Source organism: uncultured Maribacter sp. (assembly GCF_963974015.1).
Lineage (GTDB): Bacteria > Bacteroidota > Bacteroidia > Flavobacteriales > Flavobacteriaceae > Maribacter.
This window is the reverse complement of record NZ_CAXBBZ010000004.1, coordinates 22,408-43,818: the sequence shown is the minus strand read 5'-3', so window position 1 is coordinate 43,818 and position 21,411 is coordinate 22,408. Positions and strand designations below refer to the sequence as shown.

25 protein-coding genes are annotated in these 21,411 nt (G+C 33.8%); 10 read left to right on the top strand and 15 right to left on the bottom strand.

From position 1 onward, the window contains the following. Positions 1–2 precede the first annotated feature (2 nt). Positions 3–539, bottom strand: coding sequence for a YfiT family bacillithiol transferase (locus AACZ41_RS08740; RefSeq protein ID WP_339628030.1), 537 nt, complete (start codon positions 537–539; stop codon positions 3–5). 108 nt (positions 540–647) lie between these two features. On the opposite strand from AACZ41_RS08740, the gene AACZ41_RS08735 reads away from it, so the two are divergent. After that, on the top strand, positions 648–1,286 hold the full coding sequence (locus tag AACZ41_RS08735) for a peroxiredoxin (protein WP_339628029.1): 639 nt from the start codon (positions 648–650) through the stop codon (positions 1,284–1,286). Between the two features lie 130 nt (positions 1,287–1,416). Further along, positions 1,417–1,611, top strand: coding sequence for a cold-shock protein (locus AACZ41_RS08730; RefSeq protein WP_027064347.1), 195 nt, complete (start codon positions 1,417–1,419; stop codon positions 1,609–1,611). Between the two features lie 354 nt (positions 1,612–1,965). Here the strand turns inward: AACZ41_RS08730 and AACZ41_RS08725 are convergent, their stop codons facing one another. Next, on the bottom strand, positions 1,966–2,898 hold the full coding sequence (locus tag AACZ41_RS08725; protein WP_339628028.1) for a peptidylprolyl isomerase: 933 nt from the start codon (positions 2,896–2,898) through the stop codon (positions 1,966–1,968). 743 nt (positions 2,899–3,641) lie between these two features. Here AACZ41_RS08725 and AACZ41_RS08720 point away from each other — a divergent pair. Together AACZ41_RS08720 and AACZ41_RS08715 are read left to right on the top strand one after the other, a co-directional pair. Then, positions 3,642–3,881 carry a hypothetical protein gene (locus AACZ41_RS08720; RefSeq protein ID WP_339628026.1) on the top strand — a complete coding sequence of 80 codons (240 nt, stop codon included), beginning with the start codon at positions 3,642–3,644 and terminating at the stop codon, positions 3,879–3,881. After that, complete coding sequence (locus tag AACZ41_RS08715) at positions 3,881–4,225, top strand: hypothetical protein (protein ID WP_339628024.1); 345 nt, start codon at positions 3,881–3,883, stop codon at positions 4,223–4,225. Before AACZ41_RS08720 ends, AACZ41_RS08715 begins: the two co-directional genes overlap by 1 nt. 44 nt (positions 4,226–4,269) lie before the next feature. Here the strand turns inward: AACZ41_RS08715 and AACZ41_RS08710 are convergent, their stop codons facing one another. After that, a complete protein-coding gene (locus AACZ41_RS08710) occupies positions 4,270–5,664 on the bottom strand; it encodes a M28 family peptidase (protein WP_339628023.1) in 1,395 nt (464 codons plus the stop codon). Next, positions 5,636–6,517, bottom strand: coding sequence for a PPK2 family polyphosphate kinase (locus AACZ41_RS08705; protein ID WP_339628022.1), 882 nt, complete (start codon positions 6,515–6,517; stop codon positions 5,636–5,638). Before AACZ41_RS08705 ends, AACZ41_RS08710 begins: the two co-directional genes overlap by 29 nt. A 170-nt stretch (positions 6,518–6,687) precedes the next feature. Here AACZ41_RS08705 and AACZ41_RS08700 point away from each other — a divergent pair, with 170 nt between their 5' ends. Next, positions 6,688–7,380 (top strand): hypothetical protein, encoded by a 693-nt coding sequence (locus tag AACZ41_RS08700; RefSeq protein ID WP_339628021.1) that lies wholly within the window; start codon positions 6,688–6,690, stop codon positions 7,378–7,380. A gap of 17 nt (positions 7,381–7,397) precedes the next feature. On the opposite strand, the gene AACZ41_RS08695 is transcribed toward AACZ41_RS08700, so the two are convergent. From AACZ41_RS08695 to AACZ41_RS08650, 10 genes are all read right to left on the bottom strand, one after another. Beyond that, positions 7,398–8,561 (bottom strand): sigma-54 dependent transcriptional regulator, encoded by a 1,164-nt coding sequence (locus tag AACZ41_RS08695; protein ID WP_339628019.1) that lies wholly within the window; start codon positions 8,559–8,561, stop codon positions 7,398–7,400. A 9-nt stretch (positions 8,562–8,570) separates the two neighbouring features. Next, positions 8,571–9,452, bottom strand: a complete 882-nt coding sequence (locus AACZ41_RS08690; protein WP_339628018.1) for a DUF6268 family outer membrane beta-barrel protein — start codon at positions 9,450–9,452, stop codon at positions 8,571–8,573. Next, complete coding sequence (locus tag AACZ41_RS08685; protein ID WP_339628017.1) at positions 9,439–10,374, bottom strand: mechanosensitive ion channel domain-containing protein; 936 nt, start codon at positions 10,372–10,374, stop codon at positions 9,439–9,441. The genes AACZ41_RS08690 and AACZ41_RS08685 overlap by 14 nt, the downstream gene beginning before the upstream one ends. Further along, positions 10,371–11,714 carry an ABC transporter permease gene (locus AACZ41_RS08680; RefSeq protein WP_339628015.1) on the bottom strand — a complete coding sequence of 448 codons (1,344 nt, stop codon included), beginning with the start codon at positions 11,712–11,714 and terminating at the stop codon, positions 10,371–10,373. The genes AACZ41_RS08685 and AACZ41_RS08680 overlap by 4 nt, the downstream gene beginning before the upstream one ends. Next, complete coding sequence (locus AACZ41_RS08675) at positions 11,707–12,645, bottom strand: ATP-binding cassette domain-containing protein (protein ID WP_339628014.1); 939 nt, start codon at positions 12,643–12,645, stop codon at positions 11,707–11,709. Before AACZ41_RS08675 ends, AACZ41_RS08680 begins: the two co-directional genes overlap by 8 nt. A 237-nt stretch (positions 12,646–12,882) precedes the next feature. Next, positions 12,883–13,998, bottom strand: a complete 1,116-nt coding sequence (gene dnaJ, locus AACZ41_RS08670) for a molecular chaperone DnaJ (protein ID WP_339628013.1) — start codon at positions 13,996–13,998, stop codon at positions 12,883–12,885. A 9-nt stretch (positions 13,999–14,007) separates the two neighbouring features. Continuing rightward, positions 14,008–14,565, bottom strand: coding sequence for a nucleotide exchange factor GrpE (locus AACZ41_RS08665; protein ID WP_339628012.1), 558 nt, complete (start codon positions 14,563–14,565; stop codon positions 14,008–14,010). A gap of 139 nt (positions 14,566–14,704) precedes the next feature. Then, entirely contained in the window at positions 14,705–15,667 is a 963-nt protein-coding gene (locus tag AACZ41_RS08660; protein ID WP_339628011.1) for a TIGR01777 family oxidoreductase, read from the bottom strand. Positions 15,668–15,788: 121 nt separating this feature from the next. Next, positions 15,789–16,451, bottom strand: coding sequence for a tRNA (5-methylaminomethyl-2-thiouridine)(34)-methyltransferase MnmD (gene mnmD, locus AACZ41_RS08655; protein ID WP_339628010.1), 663 nt, complete (start codon positions 16,449–16,451; stop codon positions 15,789–15,791). A gap of 1 nt (position 16,452) precedes the next feature. Continuing rightward, the gene (locus AACZ41_RS08650) at positions 16,453–16,950 is read right to left on the bottom strand and encodes a DUF4920 domain-containing protein (protein WP_339628009.1); all 498 of its coding nucleotides are present in this window, start codon (positions 16,948–16,950) and stop codon (positions 16,453–16,455) included. 108 nt (positions 16,951–17,058) lie between these two features. Here AACZ41_RS08650 and AACZ41_RS08645 point away from each other — a divergent pair, with 108 nt between their 5' ends. After that, a complete protein-coding gene (locus tag AACZ41_RS08645; RefSeq protein WP_339628008.1) occupies positions 17,059–18,129 on the top strand; it encodes a branched-chain amino acid aminotransferase in 1,071 nt (356 codons plus the stop codon). A gap of 24 nt (positions 18,130–18,153) precedes the next feature. On the opposite strand, the gene AACZ41_RS08640 is transcribed toward AACZ41_RS08645, so the two are convergent. Beyond that, positions 18,154–18,540, bottom strand: coding sequence for a nucleoside triphosphate pyrophosphohydrolase family protein (locus tag AACZ41_RS08640; protein WP_339628007.1), 387 nt, complete (start codon positions 18,538–18,540; stop codon positions 18,154–18,156). 351 nt (positions 18,541–18,891) lie between these two features. On the opposite strand from AACZ41_RS08640, the gene AACZ41_RS08635 reads away from it, so the two are divergent. From AACZ41_RS08635 to amt, 4 genes are all read left to right on the top strand, one after another. Next, positions 18,892–19,071: a hypothetical protein gene (locus tag AACZ41_RS08635; RefSeq protein ID WP_143057800.1), complete on the top strand. Its 180-nt coding sequence runs from the start codon at positions 18,892–18,894 to the stop codon at positions 19,069–19,071. Positions 19,072–19,089: 18 nt separating this feature from the next. Next, entirely contained in the window at positions 19,090–19,461 is a 372-nt protein-coding gene (crcB, locus tag AACZ41_RS08630; RefSeq protein WP_339628006.1) for a fluoride efflux transporter CrcB, read from the top strand. Between the two features lie 291 nt (positions 19,462–19,752). Next, positions 19,753–20,091, top strand: a complete 339-nt coding sequence (locus AACZ41_RS08625; RefSeq protein ID WP_079510788.1) for a P-II family nitrogen regulator — start codon at positions 19,753–19,755, stop codon at positions 20,089–20,091. A gap of 31 nt (positions 20,092–20,122) precedes the next feature. Continuing rightward, positions 20,123–21,367, top strand: a complete 1,245-nt coding sequence (gene amt / locus AACZ41_RS08620) for an ammonium transporter (RefSeq protein WP_339628005.1) — start codon at positions 20,123–20,125, stop codon at positions 21,365–21,367. Positions 21,368–21,411 lie beyond the last annotated feature (44 nt).

Below are 21,411 nucleotides of genomic sequence, written 5' to 3'. Positions count from 1 at the left end.
TATTACCAACTGTTTCTTACAGCTAAATTATTAATATGTGCAAAATGGTGGTTACTATGCCAAGCGTATTTACCTAAATTTTCAGCTACCGACACCTTAGTACTACCTTCTGGATGAATATAATATTTTTTGAAATCCTCTGATGATATACCCTTTAATAGATAAACCAACTTTGCGTGTAATGCAGTCAAGTAATTTAATGAAAGTTCTATAGGTGCAGTTTTAGCATCGAACAAGTCACTCCAATCCTTTTCAAAGTATGCTTTAATTAAAGGTCTATTTTCTGTTAAGGCCCATTTAAAACGGGTGTAACTGTGATGGTGACTATCAGCTAAGTGATGAATTACTTGTCTTACTGTCCATCCTTCATCCCTATAAGGTGTTTCCAATTGCGTTTCAGAAAATCCGCTAACAAGTTCCGACAACCTAGATGGCAGCGTTTCCAATACATTAATCCACTCTTTTATATCTTCTTCTGAAATCTCGGTCGGACAATTAAAATGGCCAATCGGATATCTTAACTTTTCTAATTCTTCCATGAACTAAAAGTAAAAATTTTAATAGACTTTTAACCAAAAACCTTTACACAAGGACTAATAATCTAGTAGTTTTATAGGATATAAATTTTTAATTAAAAATAAATACAAATGGCAACAATACGATTAGGGGATAAGGCTCCAAATTTTACTGCAGATAGTTCAATGGGGACCATCAATTTATATGATTATTTAGGAGACAGTTGGGGAATTTTATTCTCGCATCCTGCTGATTTCACACCTGTTTGTACAACAGAATTAGGAACAGCCTCTAAATTCAAAGATGAATTCGATAAAAGAAACGTAAAAATGCTAGCCCTTAGTGTTGATGGTACTGCTTCTCATGCAGAGTGGATCAAGGATATCAATGAAGTTCAAAAAACTACTGTTAATTTTCCTATTATAGCAGATGAGGATAAAAAAGTGTCTCATTTGTATGATATGATTCACCCAAATGCAGACAACAATTTAACGGTACGTTCTGTATTTATCATTGCTCCAGATAAAAGCGTAAAACTTACATTGACCTACCCAGCTTCGACAGGCAGAAATTTTTATGAATTATTGAGAGTTATAGATTCTTTGCAACTTACTGCAAACCATAAAGTTGCTACACCCGCAAACTGGGAACATGGCAAAGATGTTGTGGTTAGCCCCGCGATATCAACTGCAGATGCAAAAGAAATGTTTACTAAAGGTGTAACTGAGGTAAAACCTTACTTGAGAATGACTCCAGATCCTACTGCATAGTCCCAAAAAACGAGTTCATCCTCAACATGTTAGAATCTAATTCTTAACATTAATATAACCTGTAAGAATTTAAGATAGTTAATAAAAAAAAACTATCTTCGCACTTTAATTAATATTTAATTTTTCTATTATGAGTAAAGGAACAGTAAAATTCTTCAATGATTCCAAAGGTTACGGTTTTATCACTGAAGATGGTTCAAACGAAGATCATTTTGTACACATTTCTGGCTTAATCGATGAAGTTCGAGAAGGTGATGTTGTGGAATTTGAACTACAACAAGGTAAAAAAGGATTAAACGCCGTTAATGTGAAAGTAATTGACTAGGTAACGATTTAACTTTTTTATAGTATGAAACCCGAACCAATGTTCGGGTTTTTTTGTGCTTTATTTTAAAAATTGAAATATTTGTTCAACGTCTACGCAACCATTTAGGCTATTCGCTATCTAAAGTTTAAACATATTGAAGTTCCCCAACTTTATATATCTAACCTATGAACACATTTTTTACAGTATTTCTAATTTTAATTATCGTGAATATTGCATTACTATTAGCTGGCTTTACAGCTCGTGAAAAGTAATAATGAAGAATATCAATTAGGAAAGCTAAAATATATTCACAAAAAAACACCCCTATCATTACGATAAAGGTGTTACTCTTTTATTAGAATAAATTACTATTTATCCTACATTCATTAGTTCTACATCAAAAATCAATGTAGCATTTGGTGGAATTACTCCACCAGCACCTGCTGAACCATATGCTAAATCTGATGGAATTACAAAACGTGCTTTATCACCAACTTTTAAAAGTGAAATTCCTTCATCCCAACCTGGTATAACTTGACCAATACCTAATTGAAAATCAATTGGTGAATTACGCTTATAAGAAGAGTCAAATACATCACCTGACAAAAGTGAACCTTCATAGTGAACGGATACTTGTTTACCTTTTTCAGCTTTAGCACCATTACCTTTCTGAATCATCTTATAACGAAGACCAGATGCGGTAGATTCAAAACCAGCAGCAACTTTATCTAATTCAGCATCTTGCTTTGCTTTTTCAGCAGCTAAACGGGCTTCACCAGAAGAATTAAAGTTCTCAAACGCTTTTACTGCATCCCAATTTTTAGCTTCCTGACCTACTCTAACTATTTCTAAAGATTCAATCAAATCCTCTTGTTCTATTTCATCAACAACCTCTTGTCCTGCTACTACATGACCAAAAACGGTATGTTTATTATCTAACCAAGGTGTTGGTACATGAGTAATGAAAAATTGACTCCCATTGGTGCCAGGTCCAGAGTTGGCCATAGAAAGTACACCTGGTGTGTCATGCTTTAATTCAGGATGAAATTCATCATCAAATTTATACCCTGCATCTCCAGTTCCCCTTCCTTGCGGACAACCACCTTGAATCATAAAATCTGGAATTACTCTATGAAATTTCAATCCATTATAAAATGGTTCTCCTTTAGTTTTTGCACTATTCTCTTTATTCCCCTCTGCAAGAGCGACAAAATTACCTACCGTACCAGGAGTTTTTTCATGGGTTAATTTTACTAATATTTCGCCTTTGTTTGTATTGAACTTGGCGTAAATTCCTTCTTCCATTTTACTATTTTTAAATATGTAACAAAGGTAAAGAAATTTAACGATTTGAGCGTTTCACCAATTTTAATATGCTCATAATTACCTACTAAAAAGAGATGAGCCAATTTATAAACATTTCTATCGATTAGAATAATTTATTCTTAGGAATATATCGTTTTTTGTTTACTGACATTAAAGGTTTCAATTTCACATACCCGTTAAACAACAAGTTTACCAAATAGATCTGTTACGATTTGTTGCCGCTGTCGGTATTATTCTAGTTCACTATCTGTATAGAGGATTTAAAGCTGACAACTTAACAAAATTGAGTTTCTTAGAACTTGCAGGTGAATAGGTAAAATATTGTGCTGTTTTTATTGATTTATTTTTCATAATTAGTGGCTTTGTAATTGCACTTTCAGTTTCAAATGAATCCGGTACGTATTTTTTTAAATCTAGAGTAATACGATTATTTTCTGTGTATTGGCTTTGTGCATTCATCACCTATTTGGTTACAGTTTACTAAGGACCCCCTAGATTTCATGTCACTTTGGGTCAGTTTTTATTCAATTTGACCTTGCTACAAGTTTTTTTCGATGTAGAACGTTTGGATGGAGCCTACTGGACCATGTCGGTAGAATTACGATTTTATACACTTCCACTTGGCTATCTTATATTATACCGGTACAAGAAGTTAAAAATAGCTACGATTTCATATATGGCTTGCGTTATCGGTAATTCATCCTTTTCTTCCAGGCAATATCATGGTGAAAGTAATCGACTTGTTCCTTATGTTCGAATGTTCACCTGAATTTATTGCCGGTATGTTAATGGCAGATATTTATAAGAGTAAAACAATTAGCATAAAAAATGGAACCGCCATATTTATCTGTTTTATTCTTTCTACATTTCATCGAATGATCTATGCCAAAATGGGAATGAATATTTATCAAGAAACCTTCTCAAAACCAATAATCGCAGCGGTAATGTTATATATGCGATAATGCTATTAGTTATTTTAGACCGTCTAAAATGGCTGAACAAACCCTATTTTCTTTACTTGGGTATTATGACGTATCCACTGTATTTATTGCATCAAAGAATAGGCTATATAATTTTCGATAATTTAATGGGGCATTATAATAAATACTTGATTTTGGTAGGAACTATTTCGTTAATGATTACAGCATCTTTCATTATTGTAAAATATATTTCTGCACGTTTATCCAATTACTTCGAAAAGTATCCGGGTTTGCTCATTGACTTCTTTTTGGATATACGAACTAAACCAGGATCAATTGAAACTGATAAGGTTAATAATATTCAAAATAGCATGTCCGATAATTAGAACAAGTAACTTGGACTTCTTATGATAACATTTATAACTGTTTATTAAAATCCGTAAGTATCAACCAAATAAATTAAACTTGCCATAGAGGCTGATCCTAACTCAAGCTCACGTTTGTTGACATGGTCGAAAGTATCGTTTTCAGCATGATGATAGTCAAAGTACCTTTGAGAATCTGGTCGCAGACCCGCTAATATTAAACCTTCTTTTTTCAGAGGACCGATATCAGCACCACTTTCACCTTTCTCAAAATAATGAACAAGGTAAGGTTCAAATAACGGTTTCCAACTTTTAATTTTATCAAAGTCTTTATCAGAGCTGTCAAAAGTAAAACCTCTTGGGGTAAAGCCTCCTGAATCACTTTCCAATGCGAATATGTGCCTCTCATTAGTAGCTTTGGTAACTTCTGCATACTTTGTGCCGCCTCTTAAACCATTTTCCTCATTCATAAATAGAACTACCCTAACGGTTCTCTTAGGTTTATACCCAGTCTTCTTAAATAGATTAAGAACTTCCATGCTTTGCACACAACCAGCACCATCATCATGAGAACCATCGCCTAAATCCCAAGAATCTAAATGTCCGCCAACCACTATAATTTCTTCTGGTTTAGAACTACCTCTAATCTCTCCGATTACATTATATGATTCTACATCTTCAAATTGTTTGCAGTTTTGTTTAAAATAAAAATTGATTTCAGGGTTTAACATTAAAGAAGTACTCAACAAATCTGCAGCGTTTGTACTTATTGCCGCGGCAGGTATTCTATTATCAATTGGTTGTTCACCATACCCCATGGAACCCGTATGTGGAAAATCATCTAGTCGTAAATTCAAAGATCTTACAATTACACCTAACGCTCCATATTTAGAAGCTTCTAACGCACCTGAATAACGCTGATCAACACAATTGGAATAAGCATTAAATGTATTAATCTGAGTAGGGTCCATCGGCTTATTGAAGAAAACAATTTTACCTTGAATTTTATCCTTACCCAAAGTAGCCAATTCTTCAATACCGTTTACTTCTATAATATTTGCCTTAATACCATTAGATGGCGTCGCAACCGAGCCACCTAATGCACAAATAGCCACATTAGTAGTTACACCAGGTGTAGTCTCAAAATAAGCAAACTCTGGAGTGCCTCTTACCCATTTTGGCACCATTACGGGCTGCAACCAAACTTTATCAAGACCTAATGAATCTAATTGAGATTTCGTGTAATTTACTGCCTGCTGAGCTTGTACTGACCCTGAAAGCCGACCACCAATTTGGTTTGACAAATAATTTAACCAATCATACCCTTTGCCTTGAGTTAAGGCAGCATCATATAACTTTTTAATTTGTTCTTGATCATTATTTTGAGAAAACCCAAAATAGGTAAAGAAAATAACGACTAATAGTGCTAGTTTATTTTTCACGTTGTAACTGTTCTTCATAGGTGCCTAAATTAGCTAATATTTTATCGCTTAACATAGGCTCTTTAATATCTTTGAATTTTTTTAACGATTGAAGTAATATAGAAGCGATAATTATTCGAGTTGCCTTTTTATTATCTGCAGGTACAACGAACCACGGCGCATGCTCATTTGTAGTTTTTGAAATTGCCTCTTCGTAACAATTCTGATAGGTCTGCCATAATTTACGCTCCTTTAAATCGCCTGGAGAAAATTTCCAATGTTTATCCTTAATAGCTAACCGTCTTAAAAGTCGTTGACGTTGTTCCTCTTTAGATAGATTTAGGAAAAATTTGAATATTAACGTTCCATTTTCAGCAAGATGACGCTCAAAATCATTGATTTGTTCAAACCTTTTATCCCAAAATTCTTGGTCTATATCGTCTACAGTGTGAATACCAGGAATATGTTCATTAAGTATATATTCAGGATGAACCCTGGTAACTAAAACATTCTCGTAATGAGTTCTATTAAAAACGCCAAATTTCCCCTTTGCAGGTAATACTAAATAATGACGCCATAAATAATTATGGCTTAATTCTAATTCAGTAGGAACTTTAAAACTATGCACCTCTACTCCACTTACATTAAAGTCTTTAAATACCTCACGAATTAAACTATCCTTTCCTGAAGTGTCCATTCCTTGCAAACAAACCAAAATACTATACTTACCATGTGCATAAATAGTATCTTGAAACTCCCCAAGTTCTCTTCTTATTACCGATAACTCCTTTTTTAAAATTTTTTCTGATTTACCGAAATCTTCATATGTTTTCGTTTCAGATATCTTAAAGTCATCATATGCCCTATATTGCTGTATTTCTATCTTATTCATATTGAAATATAAATATTAATTCTGATTTTAATAGAATGAGTTACTTATTCTATAAAATTCCGTTTATCGAAATTCAAATGTATTGTATCGAAAATAATATTTTCCACTGAACAAAGCATTTAGATTTATAATTGTAAGATCCCAAATTTTACAATTTAAATAACCTACAAATGAAGAAAGCGACCTACATTTTCTGCACTCTTGCTATATTAGTACTATCATCTTTTCGAACGAATTTAGAATGTGAATACGCGAATTCAAATATGGGATTTGCAAAATCCCAAATAAGCGCTGCACTTCTTACCGATGACATAAACCAAGCTAGGTTCTATGCATACAAGGCTGTAAATGCTTTGGAAAAATCTAAAAACCAATTAGAAGTTTGTGGTTGTACTTTTGCAAAAGCAAGTATGAACGAGAATTTAAATGCACTTGTTCTCGCCACCAAATCCACAACATTAGAAGGCACCAAGACCTTTTTAGACAAATCTATTGAGCTTATCAACAACACCATTTTTGTTCTTAATTCTCATGAGAGCCATAAGAGTGCATACGCTAATGACGTATTATCAATGAACACGAACACTCCTACAAAAACCATAATTAATACCAAGGACAGCAAAAACCTAAGTTTAAATGAAAAAATCGATCTTTCATTAGCAAAGTATACAATTTCACTTGAAAAAGTTGTTGCTACTGTAAATTGTAAAGAAGCAAAAGCATTCGCACAGCGAATATTTGATGAATGTGAAAATCAATTACTGAAACCAAATTTATCTGAAGGCAATAAATATTATAATTTACGAACAAAGGAAATCACCCAAAATGCTTTAAACAAAATAGGAAGCTGCGCAACCAAATAACAAACGCTTTTTTTTAATTACTTGCTGGCAAATAATTTCACATCATCCTCAGAAACATTTTGACCACCAAGTATAATTAAACGCTCAACTACGTTTCTAAGTTCTCTAATATTTCCTGTCCAATCATATGCTTTTAAAAGCTTAATCGCCGAATCTGAAAAAGTCTTAGCCGCCATACCCTGTTCTTCGGTTATTTTATTAGAAAAATGTTCGATCAACAGTGGAATATCATCCCTTCTATCGTTTAAACTAGGTACTTGAATAAGAATTACAGCTAATCGATGATATAAATCTTCTCTAAAGTTACCTTCTTCTATTTCTTTCTTTAAATCTTTGTTAGTCGCTGCAACAACACGAACATCAACTTTTATGTCTTTGTCAGAACCTACTCTTGATATTTTACTTTCTTGTAGTGCACGTAAAACTTTAGCTTGAGCAGAAAGGCTCATATCACCAATTTCATCTAAAAATATTGTACCCTTGTTAGCAGCTTCAAACTTACCTGCCCTATCTTTTACAGCGGATGTAAAAGCACCTTTTACATGCCCGAATAATTCACTTTCAATTAATTCAGACGGTATTGCGGCACAATTTACTTCAATAAACGGTTCTCCACTTCTTGCACTTTTCTCATGAAGCCAATGAGCTACTAATTCTTTCCCTGTACCATTAGAACCCGTTATTAATACTCGAGCATCGGTTGGCGCAACTTTTTCTATCATATCTTTGATAAGGCTTATTTCATTGCTTTCCCCTATCATCTCATAGTTCTTGCTTACCTTCTTTTTAAGGTTCTTATTCTCTACAACCAAAACCTTTCTATCTAAAGCATTTCTTACGGTTGTTAATAATCTATTTAAATCTGGTGGTTTAGAAATGTAGTCAAAGGCACCTAAGCGCATCGTGTTTACGGCAGTATCTAAATCACCATGACCAGAAATCATTATAAATGGTATTTCTGGTTTTATTTTTCGTGCAGCCTCCAGTACTTCTACTCCATCCATTTTAGGCATTTTTATGTCACAGAGAACCAAATCGTAATCATTGTTTTTAATTGTTTCGATTCCTTTTAATCCGTCTTCGGCTTCTTCAACAGAGTATGCATCATTCTCTTCAGATAAGATTTTGACCAATACCCTTCTTATTGCCGCTTCATCTTCTATTACTAATATTTTTGACATAATAACTTTTTAAATTCCTATTCTAAATCCTGTTCTAAAATAAAGTCCCGCTTCATCATTTAGGGTGAAAATATCATTTCGCTCCTCGTCCCTTAATACCCCATTCTGAAATAAGGAGTGACCTCCTATTAAGTAAACGGACATATCCTTTGTTATTTTATATTGATAACCTAAAGTCAATAATAATGCCGTAGAAGACACATCGGTAGATAAATTATTACCAGGGAGTAAGATATTGTTTTGAATATTTACATAATAACCATCCAAAAATAATTCTGTTTGAAAGAAATGTCCTTTTTTAGTAAAATATTTCATTCCAGATTTCGGCGCCCCTAAAACGTAAGACCAATTGGGATGAAATCGCTTTTCATAGTACACAAAAGGCAAAGGAACATCGATAGGAGAGGTGCCATTATATGAAATTCCTAAAACTAAAATAAAAGGTTTCTCTACATCTTTAATATTCTTATAGGCACCCATAGTATAATTCATGTTAAAATCATCTTGCTGTAATTCTTCCACAAAATTGGAAGACCACCTTGGGGTGACCACCCCTATCAAGCGCCATTTCTCACTTAATTTATACATATAAGCCATGTTGACATCTACCACATGAAACTTACTCAAATCATTAGAATTGGGAAAAAGGTCATCAGGCACTTCAAAATTATACCGGTTATATTCCCCCCCTAGAATTAGGTAATCTTTTTTTTCTCGTAACGCAATCGGTACATTTAACACCAGCTTTATACGCGAAGTTTCTACATCGCCACTATTATCTGGCATCAGCATATACTCTACCCTAAATACATCTGGTGTTTGAGCTAAAATTGGATTGATCGCTACGGTGAGTAATAATACCCATAAAAAGAGTCTGTTAGCCTTTTTCATTATTCCCTGCATTTGAAACATCGCTATGTTGAAAAGGTGCCTGTTGAAATAAATGTACATCTCTTTGAGGGAAAGGTATAGTAACATTATTATTCCTAAACTCTGCATCAATTTTGTATCGTAATTCACTTTTTATTCTAGGATCCGAAAAACTATCAGTGATATAAAAATTCAAAGAAAACACTAATGCCGAGTCTCCAAAATCTTCAAAAAGCACAAAAGGCTTAGGGCTTTTTAATACATTTCTATGTGTCTTAATTACGTCCAATAATAGTTTAGTCACAAGCTGTACGTCACTGCCATAAGCGACTCCCAATTTTATAGATTCTCTTGTAGTTTTATGGTTTTGCGTGTAATTATAAACGATATCACTTATAAACTTATGATTAGGGATAATTATAACCTTGTCGTCTCTGGTAATTGCCCTCGTTGTACGAAGTTTTATTTCGAAAACCTTACCGACTCTACCATCGATTTCTACAATATCACCAACTCGTAAAGACTTATCCACTATAATAAAAATACCCCCAATTATATCTTGAAAAATCTCTTGCAAAGCAAGACCAAGACCAACAAACAAAGCGGCAGAAGCTGTTATTAGTATGGTAATATTAATACCCGCAGCACTCATAGTAAATAGAATAACTACAACATAAACTAGATACTTTATAAACTTGAAAATGCTAATAAACTTAAGTTTATCATCTACCTCCATTTTCCTGGTGAAAAATTTTCTTATACCTTGTAAAATTGTACTTGTAAGTAAAAAAGCCAATGTTAGAAGCAGAAGCAAACCTACGGTAATGTGAATAGATTTTTCACCTTCACCAAACTGAAAACCTAGGTCTAAAAATTTCTTAATAGTTCCCCAGACATCATCTTCAATTATTTCTTTAATCTTTTCTGTACTCTCTTGGATCATGATGAATATTTTAGCCACTTGTACAATTCTTTATAACTAGGTTTTTTACCGTACATAAGAATACCGACACGATAAATTTTAGCTGCCACCCAAACAATACCAATAAAAGTAGCTATTAATATCAAAATAGAACTTATCAATTGCCATACCGGCACACCACCTTCGCCAATACCCCAAGGCAAACGCATTAACATTACAATAGGCGATGTTAATGGAAATAGAGAAAAGGCAACAGCAATAGGACCATTAGGATTACTGAATACAGAAAAGAAACCAACATAAATAGCTAACATTAAAGGCAAAATCACCGGAAAAATAAACTGTTGAGTATCAGTTTCATTATCAACAGCGGCCCCAATTGCCGCATAGATTGAACTATATATCAAATATCCCAAAACAAAATAAATGATGAAAAAAATCAGCATTGCAAAAATGGGTATTTCAAAAATTTCTTGAGCATATATTTGAATATTCTGAGTGACCGCATCTACATCTACACTTGCATTACCGGCCATTCCTGGTGCCATACCTCCTTTAGTTAAACTCGCCGGATCAATATCGAAAATAGCTAAACCAATAAATAGCAATATTGCACCAGACACTATCCAAATTGCGAATTGTGTGATACCTGCTAACGAAGTACCTATAATCTTACCCATCATTAAGTGAAAGGGTTTTACAGATGAGATAATAACCTCTATTATTCGACTTGTTTTTTCTTCGATCACACTTCGCATTACGAAACCTCCGTATATAATAATAAACATCATTATGAGATAACCAAAAGCTCCACCAATAATAGCTTTTATCTCATTTATACCCTTTATATTTTGAAGTCCGTCGAAAGTTTCAATATTCATATCATAACTACGATCCATTTCGGCATATTCTTTCGGTGATAGACCAAGCTCCCGCAATCTCTCTTGTCGCAATCTTGTAGTTATTGTATTTTCAAGTTTATCTAATACTGTTGCACTAGGCGCTTCTTTACTATAAAAAAAAGCTCGTTGTGCCACCTGTTCCAGATTGGGTTCGCTAGGTAAATAAACAAGACCATAATAACCCAAGCTTAATGTAGAATCTTTAGCTTCTGCCAAGGTTAAATCTTTAAAATTGACATATGATGTTGCCTCAGAAGCTGAAAACTCATTAGAAAAGTAACCGCTTTCGTTCAATACGGCAATAACTCTTTTTTCATTATCATTAAGCTGCGTTAAATAAGCAATTAAAAGAATCATGCCTACCATTAGAATTGGGCTCAAAAAAGTCATAATGACGAACGACTTGTTTCGCACCTTTGCCAAGTATTCTCTCTTGATTATTAACGGTAACTTATTCATGAGCTATATTTTTATTTTGAATGGTCTTAATAAAAATATCATTTGCAGAGGGTATGGTTTCAACAAAGCCATTTACATTGGCTCTAGTACTTAAAAAGTCTAATACTCCTTTAGATTCTTTTGAAGGAAGTTGTAAAGTTAAATTCAACTGTTTTTCTGTGAAATCATAATCATGTGACAAAAGTTGAAATTTATCTTGAACCTCACTTATCAAAACATCTTGATTTACCGTTTCTAAACCTACTTTAAAGATATTATTCTTGTAGGCCTTTTTAATATCAGATAATTTACCATCTAGTATTTTTTCAGATTTATGTATTAAAGCAATATACTCACAAAGTTCCTCTACAGATTCCATTCTATGAGTAGAAAATATTATGGATGTACCATTATCCTTTAAACTCAATATTTGTTCTTTTATTAGATTTGCGTTTATAGGGTCGAAGCCACTGAAAGGCTCATCAAAAATTAAAAGTTTTGGCTCATGCAGAACGGTAACCACAAATTGTATTTTTTGCGCCATACCTTTAGAAAGCTCTTGTATTTTCTTATTCCACCAATCACCAATTTCCAATTTTTCGAACCAATATTTTAATCTTTTTTTAGCCTCAGCCTTTGAAAGTCCTTTCAACTGTGCCAGATATAAAGCTTGTTCGCCAACCTTCATACTTTTATAAAGTCCGCGTTCTTCTGGCAAATAACCAATTTGTGAAATATGTTCAGGTTTTAGAAGTTTACCATCAAAATAGACAGAACCTTTATCTGGAAAGGTAATTTGATTTATAATACGAATTAATGTTGTTTTACCAGCTCCATTAGGACCTAGTAAACCATATATACTGTTTTTTGGAATTTCGAGGGAAACGTTCTTTAAAGCCGTATGGTTCCCAAAGTGTTTGGTGACCTCATTAGCTACCAAAATATGATTCATGTACGCAATTTATTCAAAGATATTGAATTGTTTTGACTAGCTACATTCTTTATGATTCCTTTATGCAATACGCTATTTAATCAACAAACTTAACGTTCGGCTTTTGCCTAAAAAGCAAAACCCACCCTTAATAAATTAAGGATGGGAAAAAAATTGCTATGAAAAAGAAAATTAATATTGGTTGCCCAATATTATCTCAAATATACGTTTTTTATTTAAAAACGAAAGATTTTGATATTAAGAGAACATATCTTTTACTTTTTCGAAAAATGACTTATCTGATTTCTCAGGTTTGGGTTCAAAATTGTCATTGCCTTGCATTTTTTCAAAAAATTCCCTTTGCTCTTTGTTCAACTCTTTTGGTGTCCAAACATTAACATGTACCAATATATCACCAGCACCATAACCATTTAAACTTGTAATTCCTTTTCCACGTAGTCTTAATATTTTACCTGATTGAATACCAGGCTCTAATTTTATACGCACTTTACCACCTACCGAATCAATTTCTTTTGATGTACCCAATACAGCTTCAGAAATACTTACATAAAGATCATAGTGTAAATTATCACCTTCTCTTTTTAAAGTACTATGTTCTTGCGTTTCAATAGCAACTAACAAATCACCAGGAATTCCGTTTCCAGGAGCTTCGTTACCTTTATTTGGCACTTTTAATTGCATACCTTCTTCAACACCTGCAGGTATATTTATCGATACAGTTTCTTCCACAACTTTAAGTCCTTGTGCATCTGCATCACCAGGCTTACTGTCTAAAATTTGACCGCTACCTCCACAAGAAGTACAAACTGCAGCAGTTTGCATTCTGCCTAAAATGGTATTTTGAATTTTTGTCACTTGTCCCCTTCCACCACAAGTGCTACAAGTTTTATAAGTAACACCTTCAGCTTGAACCTTTCTTCTTACTTTAACTTTCTTCTCAACACCATTAGCTATTTCCTCTAGGGTCAGAGTAACCCTAATTCTTAGGTTACTACCTTTGACTCTTCTTTGACCGCCACCGCCGCCAAAACCGCCAAAACCTCCACCACCGAATGCGCCTCCAAAAATATCACCAAATTGGCTGAAGATATCATCCATATTCATACCGCCACCAAAGCCGCCTGAGCCACCTTCGAATGCAGCATGACCGAATTGATCATATCGCGCTTTCTTATCTGCGTCACTTAACACTTCATATGCTTCCGCAGATTTTTTGAACAACTCCTCAGCAGAACTATCCCCCGGATTTTTATCAGGGTGATATTTTAATGCCTTTTTTCGGTATGCTTTTTTTATTTCTGCAGCAGATGCACTTTTGCTAATGCCTAAAACCTCGTAATAATCTTCCTTCATTCCAACTTTTTAATTTCCTACTACAACTTTTGGATGCCTAATAATACGATCACCTAGTTTAAATCCCTTTTCGATGACGTCTATAACCTTACCTTTCATCTTTTTATCTGGAGCAGGTATTTGAGTAATTGCTTCGTGAATATCTGCATTAAAAACATCACCTGCCCTAACTTCTAGAATCTCCAGCCCTTTTGACTTCAAAGTTTCATTCAACTTCACATTTATTAATTCAATACCCTTGAAAACCTCCATATCATCTGTCTTAGCCAATTCTTTAATCGCTCTATCAAAATCATCTAAAACTGGCAATAATGAAACGATTACCTCTTGACCAGCAGTCTTAAACAACTCCATACGTTCTTTAGAAGTACGTCTTTTGTAGTTTTCAAATTCTGCAAATAATCTTAAAAATTTATCTTTTTCTTTCACTAATTCTTCTCTTAGCTTCTCCTCTTCAGATAGCTCTTCACCTTCAATCTCATTTTCTTGCTTTTGTTCTTGAGTTTCGTCTTCTAAAAGCTCATTTTCCAAAAATTCATCATCGAATGTGTTTTCTTTATCACTCATAACTTATTGTAATTTAATCGCCGATTAAAAGCAGGCAAAAGTACTGCCAATTCTTTAAAAATGTCAAAATGTCACAAAAGATTAAAAAAAAATCCGCCAAATAGCGGATTTATAATTTTCGTTTTAAAAAGTTGGCTATTTAAGACACGAACTCTTTTGATATTTTAGTTTTTGAATCTTCACATTCAACTTCATTCTCATAAATAGCCCCGAGCGCTTGACAAATATTAGCATAATGAAAAATAAAACCCTCTTCTTCAATCTTCTTGCTACTGACTCTTTGGCTTGCGAATAAAATATATGCCATTTCACCAAGAATAGTATGCATTACGAATTTCGGAATATTTGGCAAGAACAATGGTTTTTTCAAAATCTTGGCAATCTCCTTTACCAATTTTAAATTGGTAACAGGATTTGGAGCTACTCCATTATAAATACCTTCTAGTTTATGCGAAGCAATATGCAAAAATATACCCGCCAAATCTGAAATATGAATCCACGATTGCCATTGTTCACCAGTTCCAAAAGCTGCACCTACATAATAGTTAACAGGTTTGGCTATTTCTGGCAAAGCACCACCATTATTAGACATCACCAAACCAATACGAACCTTCGCAACCTTTAAACCCAATGCTTCGAACTCATCAATTTTATTTTCCCAAACATCTACTACTTCACCCAAGAAGCTATTATCTACATCTTCTTCGTCTTCCGTGTAGTAATTACTTAAAGAATCTGGATAAATACCAATTGCTGATGCAGAAATGATTGATTTAACTGAATGGTTTTCAGTTTTAATAAGTGTATTTTTAAGTAATTCTAACGAATTTACCCTACTGTCAATTATTTCTTGCCTATACTCGTTCGTCCATCGTTTAGATATACTAGAACCTGCCAAGTTTATAATGACAGAAACCCCATTAAGGCAATTTTGGTCAATCTCTTCAATAGTTGGGTTCCAGAAATAACCATGATAATTTAGGTCAGAAACAATCTTTTCCTTACTGGTTGTTAGGTAGTTAACGTCATATCCTTTTTCATGGCATTGAGATACCAACTCGCTACCTACTAACCCTGTCGCACCTGTTATCAATACTTTCATAGTTTAAAGGTATTGCTTTTGGTGATTCTTGATATACTATTTAATTTCAATTTAACATTGTAACCAAACGTATTGATTTTTAATACTTTGAACTTTCTTGAAATTAAAAAAAATATTTAAGCTATTTTTTTCTTGCCCTCAACATTTCCCGTTTACCCGGTGGGCCTGGCAATCGCTCAACCAGAAACCCAACCTCTAGCATGGCACGTCTTACACTACCTTTAGCTGCATAGGTAACCAGATAACCACCTGATTTCATAGCCCTATGCATAATTTCAAATATCTCAACGGTCCATAATTCTGGTTGAACACGGGCACCAAATGCATCGAAGTAAATAAGGTCGACCGTTTCTATCATATCGATATCCTTAAAATCTTTCCGTTCTTTTCTAAGAATGAATTCAGAACTGATTTCAATATCTTCTTGCCATAGAGAAGAATGCATTAAATTAAAGTCATTTTTTCGTAAAACAGAATTTAATTCCTCAAGATAATTCAGTTGATCAAGCTCTTCCCCAGAAACGGGAAATGCCTCCACGCCAATATAATTAATTTTCAAATTTCGTTTCTCAGACTCAATCAATGTGATGAAAGCGTTAAGCCCTGTACCAAAACCGATTTCAAGAATATGTAAATTTTGATTGTTAAACAAATCTAATCCTGAATGAATAAATACATGATAAGCCTCTTGAATAGCCCCATGTTTAGAATGGTATTGCTCTTGCCAATCCATTATCTGAATGGTCTTAGAACCATCACCAGTAGTAATTATTTCTCTTTTCAAATTAATTTGGAACTAACACTCCTGAAGCTTCAAAACTGAATGTTCTTTTTGGAGTTACGATTTTAGCAATTTCATCGGCAGACTTACCTGCATCTATTGCATAATGTTTTTGGTCTTCAACACTCATTTCTTCCACAAATGCCATACCATTTAATACGACTTCTCTCTCAGGAATATCAAAAGGCATAAAAAAACCGTAATCTTTAAAACGAACCATAGCTTGCTCGCCTTCAGGCAGTTCTACAACCATCCAACATCCTTTTACTTTACAAACTTCCTTAACCTTTGTTTTAAATTGCACATTTAAAGAATCTGAAATTGACATAGAGGTATATTTCTGCCAAACTTCTTTCTGTTGATCAACAGCATCCAAGGCAAACTCTTCTCCATAATAAACACCGTAATCTGTTTCTTTTGAAAGTATCGTGTTAGAATCTTTCTGAGCAAAGCATGAAATAAATCCAAATAAAAACACAAGTAAAATGTTAAATCCTTTCATAAATCTTAAAAATGATGAATTACCTACAAAACTGGTCAATTTTAATCTAAAAAAGAAGTGCTGGTATGGATATTTGTTTAATTTTAATCAATTAAAGTTACGTATTTCATGAGTATTGAAACTAAAAATATCACTGTAGAAAAAGTAAAAACTTCTAAAATTGACCAAGTAGATTTTGACAATCTAGCTTTTGGCTCAGTATTCACAGACCATATGTTAGTCTGTACGTACAAGAATGGTGCATGGGAAATTCCTAAAATTGTACCCTACCAGCCAATAGTGCTAGACCCATCTTCAAAGATTTTTCATTATGGGCAATCAATATTTGAAGGCATGAAGGCTTATAAAGATAAAAATGATGATGTATTTTTATTTAGACCTTTAGAAAATTTTAAGCGTTTTAATATTTCTGCGGATAGAATGTGTATACCACAACTTCCACAAGAATATTTTATGGATGGGCTTACCACACTTCTTAATCTTGATAAGGCTTTTATACCAACTAAAGATGGTAGTTCTTTATACATAAGACCATTTATATTTGCATCCGGTAACGGTTTTCATGCATCACCAGCCGATGAATATAAATTCATAATAGCGTGCGCACCATCTGGAGCGTATTTTTCGGGTAAGGTAAAAGTACTTATCGAAGAACGGTATTCTAGATCAGCAAACGGCGGTGTTGGATATGCTAAAACTGGCGGCAATTATGCAGGTCAATTTTACCCTACTCAATTGGCTGTTAAAAAAGGATATAACCAAGTTATTTGGACAGATGACACCAATCATGAATTTATAGAAGAGGCCGGTGCCATGAATATATTCATAAGAATTAATGACACCTTATTAACTGGCCCGACAAGTGACCGTATACTTGATGGTATTACAAGAAAAAGTATACTAGACATTGCAAAAGACCAAGGTATAAAAACTGAAGTTCGAAAAATAACTGTTAAAGAAGTGGTAGAAGCAGCTAAGGACGGTTCATTAAAAGAAATGTTCGGTGCAGGTACTGCGGCAGTTATTTCACCAATTTCTGGATTTGGTTACAGAGATACAGATTACGAATTGCCAGAATTAAAAAACAGTTTTGCACAATCTTTAAAAAAGACCATTACAGATATTCAATACAATAAGTCAGAAGACAAATTTGGCTGGCGATTTAAAGTTGAAAAATAGTAAAAGGGGCCGATCGGCCCCTTTTTATTTATCAAGAATTATCTCAATATTTGGTTTAAAATAATTTGGACCTTTAAGCACTTTACCATCTTCCCTATATATAGGTTTACCATCTTCCCCTAATTTGCTCATATTACTTCTCTGTATCTCATTAAACACTTCCTCTATTTTATATTGCATACCGTGTTCTAAAATAGTGCCACATAAAATATACAACATATCACCAAGGGCATCCGCTACTTCAACAAGGTCATTATTCTGAGCCGCTTCTAAATATTCCTTATTTTCTTCATCCATAAGGTTAAAACGCAACGTATTCTTTGCTTCCCCCAAGTCTGCTATCATATCCTCCGAAACACCTAGACCAAAAGAATTATGGAATTCTTTGACCGCTTTGATTTTGTTTTTCATCTTTATTTTACCGTTTTCCGTTAGCTTTGCGTAAAAATAGGAAATATGTTTAGCACAGGACAAATCATTTTTGCCATTGGATTCGCAGTGGTTTTCGTCATTATTATTATCATTTCCTATAAAAAAGACTTTAAACTACATCAAAAGAACTACAAAGGTGTTAAATGGATTGGCTTATTCTTTGTATTATTCTTAGTCTCACTGCTTTGCATCAAGTTTTTACTAAAAAATTAGTTAATATTTCACCTACACCACAAAAATTAACATTTTTACAACAAAATAGCCTTTTTGCCCGTATAATATACCAAATAACGTAATTTTGCGTTATTCATCTATACATGGCAATTAATTATGATGACATTTCTTACAATTTTTTTAGTTTTAGTAGGTATTAATATCGCGATGGTGGTAGTTAGCTTGTTAAGTGTTTCTCAAAAATCGAAACAATCTTCTCAAGAATTATCCAATCAACATACTTCTGTAATCTATCCTTTAGATTTACTTACATCTAGCTACAAGAAAGCAGTTTAGTTTTTACCTTTATAAGGTATGAAACATTTTTTGCTCGTTTTCTTAGGAGGAGGTTTAGGTAGTATCTTAAGATACTGGATTTCAAAAAACCTCAATTCCTACTATTCAAATTTCTATCTAGGTACTTTTTTAGTAAATATTATAGGTTGCCTTTTAATAGGCATACTTATAGGTTTTTCTTTAAAGCACAACTATATAAATCAAAATCAAACCCTTTTATTAGCTACCGGTTTCTGCGGGGGCTTTACAACTTTCTCTACATTCGCATTAGAAAGCAATCTTCTTTTAAAGGAATCTTCTATTCTTTACACTTCCCTTTACTTAGGTTTAAGTGTTGCGTTAGGCATTCTAGCCATCTCATTTGGCCTTTGGCTTTGCAAAATGTTATAAAACCAACAATCAATACCAAATTTTTTATTATTTGATTATTTTTTAACTATTTCCTGTTTTATTAAACAATCGGTAGATAAATACTGAATTTTCTGACGATTCAATCAAAATTCATGATTATCCTCATTACCCCATTCCACTTATTTGTAAAATAATCAACATATACTATCAATACCCTAAAATTTATAGGGTGTAAATTATGATACTCATAAAAATATACATTCACCCCCTAATTATTTTAGGGGGTGAATGTATTTAACATATATTTGGCATTATCAAAAACTTAGTCAAATGAAAAAAATTGAGGCAATTATCAGAAAATCAAAGTTTGACGATGTCAAAGAGGCATTACATCAAATAGAGGTTAACTTCTTTAGTTACTGGGACGTAACTGGGGTTGGAAATGAAAAACAAGGTCATGTTTATCGTGGTATTTCATATAGTACAACGGATATACAACGTAGACACCTATCTATAGTAGTATCTGATGACTTTCTAGAAAAAACAGTGAATTCAATACTTGAAGCTGCATACTCAGGTAATGTAGGTGATGGAAAAATATTTGTATCCGAAGTATTGGAAGCTTACCGAATTAGAACCAAAGAAAATGGTTTGGCAGGCATCAACTAAAAATTTAAAAAACTAACTAAAACGAAAAGAAATGGACGCAGGATTATTTACAGCAAATAACGTATGGATGATGTTGGCTACCGCATTGGTATTCTTCATGCATACTGGTTTTGCTTTTCTAGAAATAGGATTGACCAGACAAAAAAATACAATTAACATATTATTTAAAAACATATTTATTATCACAGGTGGTTTACTTCTTTATTATGCATGGGGTTTCAATTTAATGTACCCTGGTTTCGAAGATGGTGACTTGGGACTAATAAAATTTAGCATGGATAGCTTTGGTATTGCTGCCCCTGAAGGAGGCATGACAGCTGAATATGCAGATGGTGGCTATACTTGGTGGACAGATTTTCTATTTCAAGGTATGTTCGCGGCAACTGCAGCTACCATTGTATCTGGAGCCGTTGCTGAGCGTATTAAAATAGGTTCTTTCATGATTTTCACCGTAATCTATGTAGGCCTAGTCTACCCTATAGTAGGAGCTTGGAAATGGGGTGGAGGATTCTTGGATTCATGGGGATTCTATGATTTCGCAGGTTCGACATTAGTACACTCTGTTGGTGGATGGGCTGCTTTGGTTGCCATAACCTTATTAGGTGCAAGAATTGGAAAATTCGGTAAGGACGGTAAACCAAATGCAATACCAGGTCACAGTATACCAATGGCAACAGCAGGTGTTTTGATACTATGGTTAGGTTGGTTCGGTTTCAACGGCGGATCAGTATTATCTGCAGACCCAGAATTAACTTCACTAGTATTGGTTACTACAAGTTTAGCCGCAGCAGCAGGTGGATTCGGAGCAATGATAACCTCTACTATACTTTATAAAAATTTAGATTTGACCATGTTTCTTAACGGTATTCTTGGTGGTCTGGTTGGTATTACTGCAGGTGCAGACTTAATGTCACCAAATGAAGCAGTTGTAATCGGTTTTCTAGCTGGTATAATAATAGTAGGTGGCGTTGCCTTAGTTGATAAATTAAAATTAGATGATCCTGTAGGTGCAGTAGCGGTTCACTTAATCTGTGGTATCTGGGGGACTTTAGCTGTTGGTATTTTCGGAAACTTGGCAAGTGGTGCTCAATTTATGACACAACTTTATGGAGTACTAATAGTAGGTGGCTTCTGTGTTGTAACATCTATAATAATATTAGGCGTACTTAAAGTTACATTAGGACTTAGAGTATCTAAAGAAGAAGAAGTAGAAGGCTTAGATATTCATGAACACGGTATGGATGCTTATGCAGATTTTAGAATGAACGATCACTAAATTAAAAAATACGGAGCGCTTTGCAGAGCGCTCCGTTACATAAC